Below are 4952 nucleotides of genomic sequence, written 5' to 3'. Positions count from 1 at the left end.
CGGGAAGTGATGTTTCTAGGGATTGGCCGCCCCGGGACCGTCCGCGCCGATGCGTGTCCGGTGCTCCCTGCCGAGCGACTAGAGAACACTACGCCTATCCGGGCAGGAAACAAAGTCGCCGACCAGGTCGGGCACGGTCGCCTCCCCCGACTTCCTCATCGGCCCCTCGTGTCCGATGAAGCAGAGCGTCTACCGGGAGGGTGGCCTCGCCCGTACCTGGCGCACCAAGATCCTGCCGCTGCTGGAAGATCACCACTGCGGCGAGGGTGTGGACGTCGAGCGCCGCTACGGGCTCGACACGCTCCGGGAAGGCCTTCACCCCCAGGGGAGCTCACCTACCCCACAGCAAGGTCGGGGTGTGCCCGCCGGCGCACCGATCACCCTGCGGATCACTCCCAACCTGACGATCGCGTCGCATCGCACCCGCCGGGCCCCGCGCCCACGCGACCTCGTCCTTCATCGCGGCCACGGCACCGCCCGCACTCAGCGTCTGATCCGCCTTCTCGATCAGCTCGGGCCGGGGGATCCCTCGGCCGAGCTCGACCGAGGCGACCTGGTCCTCGCCGTACCCCAGCCGTGCGCCCAGCTGGGCCCGGGTCAGGCCCTCCCGTTCGCGCAGGAGCGTCACCTGCCGCCCGAAGGAGCGCAGGAAGCCTGCCTCGTCATCCTGTTCCGCCATGTCGCCACCTCCGACCCACCACCCTCAACGGCGTCGCCCACCGCAGGGCCCCACCGGGCATCCGTACACGATCGGCGATCAGGCGATACGGACCGCAACCAGCCCGGCATGTCCGTAATCCCGTGAATTCACGCCCGCTACGCCGCGGGCACTGCCACCGCACCGCGCAGCAGACCGCGTGCACGTTCAGCGCCACGCCGGTTGCGTTCGACGACGGCCACGTCCGGCCCGGCCACCGGAGGTGCGACTCCCGCGCAACGCGGGCAGACAGCGCCACCGCCCACCACCGGGTCCGCGCAGCGCGCGCACTCCCCCATCGCGCGAGGCGGAGCAGTATCGAGCTCCGCCGCCTCCACCGGCATCCTGCGCTCCAGGCGCGCCCGCACGAAGCCCGCCGGCGCGAGTACATGCGGGGGCAGATCGCCCAACAACGCATCCCGCAGCCGTCCGACATCCGGATCCCGGGCCAGCCAGTCCGCCACCAGTGGGGCGAGGTCCAGTACTTCGACCACCCCCAGCCGCAGGCGCCGGTCCCGGGCGGTCAGCCGCCCGAGCAGTCCGGCCGCAGCGGCCCGGGCCTCCTCATCGGCGTCAGCACCCTCACCCGACCTCGCCGGGAGGGAGGAGGTGTTCCCCTCATTCTTCTCCCCCTTGGGGGAACTGCCGACTTCCCGGGCCTCCCCCTCACCGAGTGCCGGGTTTCGGACCGCAGCGCGCCAGGCTGCCTCGATCTCGTCCGCCTCCGTCAGCGACACGCTGCTGACGAGAACGCGGGTCGTCCACGTCCCCTTCGTCGGGTGCTGGGAGCGCCGGACGTGGAGAAAGCCCTCCTCGATCAACTGTGCCCGCGCACCGGCGACGGCCGTGCGCCCCTCGGGCATGCGCTTGCCGATGGTGAGGATCGTGTCCCGACTGCCGGGCGGCAGCGACAGCGCCCAGAGCAGCAGCGTCTTCGCCGTGGCCCGCAGACGCGGGTGGCGGACGATCTCGTGTGACGCCCGTACGTAGCGCTCGGGCGCGATAAAGTGAACGTGCATGAGGAGCTCCAACTCCGTGTGCCGGACCCCGGGGTGTTGGCGCACCGCCGGGGTCGACTATTGATCTGTAGCCGGACGGTAGCACGCGGTGACCACTCCCCGCCCCCGAATCCGGAATCCCACCGGACCACCTGAGGTGGCGTCCGCCGAGCTCTCGCCGGGGATCAACTGCGGGCCGTGGAACGTTGATCCGGACTGCACTGCCGTCAGTCACTCACCCCGGACACACGCGACAGCGTGGTCAGGAAGACCCATCCCGATTCCTTCCCCCGTGCCCGTCGTGGGCGCGGACCCTGTCCAGCTCCGTTACAGCTCGCTCGCCATCGCCGCCCACGAGGACCCGGGGCCGGTCGGCGGCCACGGCTCGAACATGTACTACGCCGTTCATCGGCCCAAGCGGGCTGTGGCCGGCCGGCCAGTTGATCAAGGCGGCGCTGAGGTCCAGGGGGAGACCCGCCCAGTTGCGCAGCGACCAGCCGCACTCGGCGCTCCCGGCCCTGCGGGCGTTCGGCATCCATTGCGTCCAGCGGGTGCGGTGGGTAGACGACGAGACGTACCTGGAGTTGACGAAGCCACAGAGCGCGGACAGCACGTTCTGACAGTCCGCTCCGGCGATCAGCGCGCCAACTTCCCATCGCCTCAGACCGATCCAGGCCGGCGGTGTGCCATTCGCCGGCCTGTCGGCGCGTCGGGTCTTCCTTGCCCCGCCCGGGCGGAACCAGTCACTGATATGACCGCATGTATGTCGGCCGTCACCGTCGTATCAGGGGGCGGGGGGACACATGGACGACATCCACATCCGTACGGACGTCCTGCGACAGTCCGCGAGCGGCCTTCAGGAGGCCGCCGCCGTCGGACCAGCCGGGAACTGGCTCGACAGCAGCATCACCGCCGCCGCCACCAGGACCGCCTGGGAGTCCGGGCCGGCGCTCAAGGACCGCGCCACCGCGTGGCAGGCGCACATGAAGTCGGCCGTCGACCAGCTCCACCGCTACGCGGAACAGCTGCGCGACTCGGCGCACTCGTACGACCAGGCCGAGCAGGAGGCCACTCGCCGGGTCACCGCCGCTCTCACCGACCTCCAGGGGACGGCGGGCACGGGACGCAAGGCGCTCGACATCCTCCAGCGCGAGGCCTCCCAGGCCGAGCCGGCCATGTACACCGGGGCATCCCGAGCGGGCAGGACCCGCGCCTGGTCGCCGACTGGTGGAAGGCCCTGACCGACCACCAGCGCAAGCAGCTGATGCTCTCCGACCCGGTCACGCTGGCCAACCGTCCCGGTATCCCCGACGACGTGAAGCTCGGCCACCGCGGAGGCCCGGGCGCCAAGTGTCACAGGCCTGACACGGCGGCACGCTCCTCCCCATGACCTCCCTGCACAGCCCGGAGCCCGCCGAGGCAACAGCAACCGTCCGCGAGTTCGCCATGCGGTACAGCTCCACCCCGCCGAGACCGGCTCGCCCGCCGGCTCGTCTCCCACCGCCACGACGGCTGGGGGTACAGCTGGGGGTACGGCTACGACTCCCCGCTCGACGACACCCTGGCCCTGATCACCGCCGAACTCGCGGCCTACGCCGTCCGCCACGGCTACGTCCCCGGGCGGGACTTCGCCGTCCGGCTCACTGAGCACCCCGACGTGCTGCGCATCGAGGTGTCCGACACCCGCCCGACCGGACGCCGCCGGCCACACTCCCCACCTCGTCGGCCGACTCCGAGTCCGGCCGGGGCCCTGCTCCTCGTCGCCGCCCTCGCCGACCGCTGGGGACCTCCCCACGCCCGGCGGCCCCGGGCAAGACCTTCTGGGCGGAGTGCCGGCGCTGAGCTCCCACGGGCACCCGGAAGCCCTGGGGCCTACCCCACTCCGGGCGCCGCGTGATGGATCGCGGTGATCGTCGCAGCTGCGTCGAACCCGAGAACCGGGTCGGGACAGTCGGACAGCAGGCTCTCGTAGAGCGGCCGGTAGTGGGCAACCTTCCGGGGCGTCCGGCCATCGGTTCCGAAGGCGGTGAGGAGGGCACCGTCCCGGGCTGCGAAGCCCGTCATGGCAGTGTGGTCGATCCACACCTCCACGCCCGCACGGCCGAACACAAGACTGCTCTCCTTGCTGCTGGAGCCCGTGAGCCAGCTGCTGCGCAGACGGGCTGTGCCCAGCTCGCCCCGGGAGCGGTACTCGGCGGTGCACCACGCACTGGCGCCACCGTCCGTCTGCCTGGCAGAGGTGAGCGCGGTGAGGTCGACCAAGCGGGTGAGCATGCTGAGTTGGTTCACCCCGGAGTCCATCCAGCTGGACGTGTAGGACGCGAAGGCGTCGGCCCCCTTGAGGACGTAGGGGTCGTAGAACGCGGAGGTGACCGCCGTGACGGGCCCCCACTCGGGGTGTTCGACGAGCAGCTCCGCCACCCAGTCCACCTCCGGAGCGAAGGCGAAGTGGTGCGCGGTGAACAACCGGCCCCGGACGTCAACCGCCTCGTCCAGTTCGTGTAGCCGGGCGAGCGACGCGAGATCGTGGACGAGGGGTTTCTCGACCAGCACCTTGGCCGTCGAGAGCATGAGAGCCTGGGCCGCCAGCTCCGCGTGCGTGTCCGTGGGAGTCGCGAGGACGAGCAGGTCGGGCTGATGCCCCGCGAGCGCGTCGGCCAGGCCGGTGTAGTGAGGCGGCGTGGTTCCACGGAACGACGGTGGCTTCGGCCGATGCGGATCAACCGTGAATTCGAGTAGCACCTCGGCCCGTTCGGCCAGGATCGCGAGGTGGGTCTCCGCGATGGTGCCGACACCGACAAGGCCGACGCGTACAGGGTCAGTCATCAAGCGCTGCTTTCTCCGAGCGGCTCGGCCCTGGCCCGGGGTACGGGAGCGTCATCGACGCGTCACCACCGCTGCCCAGCGGCCCAGCGATGCGGCGGGGCCGTCGACCCAGTCGACGGCAGGTAGGTGCTCCGCAGCAGCGAGGGAACCGTCGATCCAGGAGGTCGCGATAGGGACCCAGTAGGTGTTCCCGCCCGACGCGCGCGTGCGGGCGTCGAGCTCGGACCGGGTGCGACGCGCACAAATGCAGAGAGCCCCTGCCCGGGACCCGGGCAGGGGCTCTCTGTGTTTGAGACGCAGAAAGACCCCCTCCGGAATCCGGAGGGGGTCTTTCTGGAATGATTGTTCGGCGGCGTCCTACTCTCCCACAGGGTCCCCCCTGCAGTACCATCGGCGCTGTGAGGCTTAGCTTCCGGGTTCGGAATGTAACC

Annotated in this window: 4 protein-coding genes and 1 rRNA gene; 2 read left to right on the top strand and 3 right to left on the bottom strand. The window is 70.7% G+C overall.

Features of this window, described 5'->3' with window-relative positions; all coding sequences use genetic code 11:
- Window positions 1–175 precede the first annotated feature (175 nt).
- A complete protein-coding gene (locus tag ACZ3YO_RS39745; protein ID WP_465579151.1) occupies window positions 176–805 on the top strand; it encodes a hypothetical protein in 630 nt (209 codons plus the stop codon).
- Window positions 806–816: 11 nt separating this feature from the next.
- Here ACZ3YO_RS39745 and ACZ3YO_RS39740 read toward each other — a convergent pair whose 3' ends face one another.
- A complete protein-coding gene (locus tag ACZ3YO_RS39740; RefSeq protein WP_465579149.1) occupies window positions 817–1716 on the bottom strand; it encodes a hypothetical protein in 900 nt (299 codons plus the stop codon).
- 782 nt (window positions 1717–2498) lie between these two features.
- Between ACZ3YO_RS39740 and ACZ3YO_RS39735 the strand changes: the two genes are divergently transcribed.
- Window positions 2499–2936, top strand: a complete 438-nt coding sequence (locus tag ACZ3YO_RS39735) for a hypothetical protein (RefSeq protein ID WP_465579147.1) — start codon at window positions 2499–2501, stop codon at window positions 2934–2936.
- A gap of 631 nt (window positions 2937–3567) precedes the next feature.
- Here ACZ3YO_RS39735 and ACZ3YO_RS39730 read toward each other — a convergent pair.
- Window positions 3568–4521 carry a Gfo/Idh/MocA family protein gene (locus ACZ3YO_RS39730; protein WP_465579145.1) on the bottom strand — a complete coding sequence of 318 codons (954 nt, stop codon included), beginning with the start codon at window positions 4519–4521 and terminating at the stop codon, window positions 3568–3570.
- A 344-nt stretch (window positions 4522–4865) separates the two neighbouring features.
- Window positions 4866–4952 (bottom strand): 5S ribosomal RNA (gene rrf / locus ACZ3YO_RS39725); the annotation flags it as partial.

Source organism: Kitasatospora sp. NPDC022785, from assembly GCF_055561295.1.
Note: the sequence above shows the minus strand (reverse complement) of the source record. Positions and strands in the feature narration are given on the sequence as shown.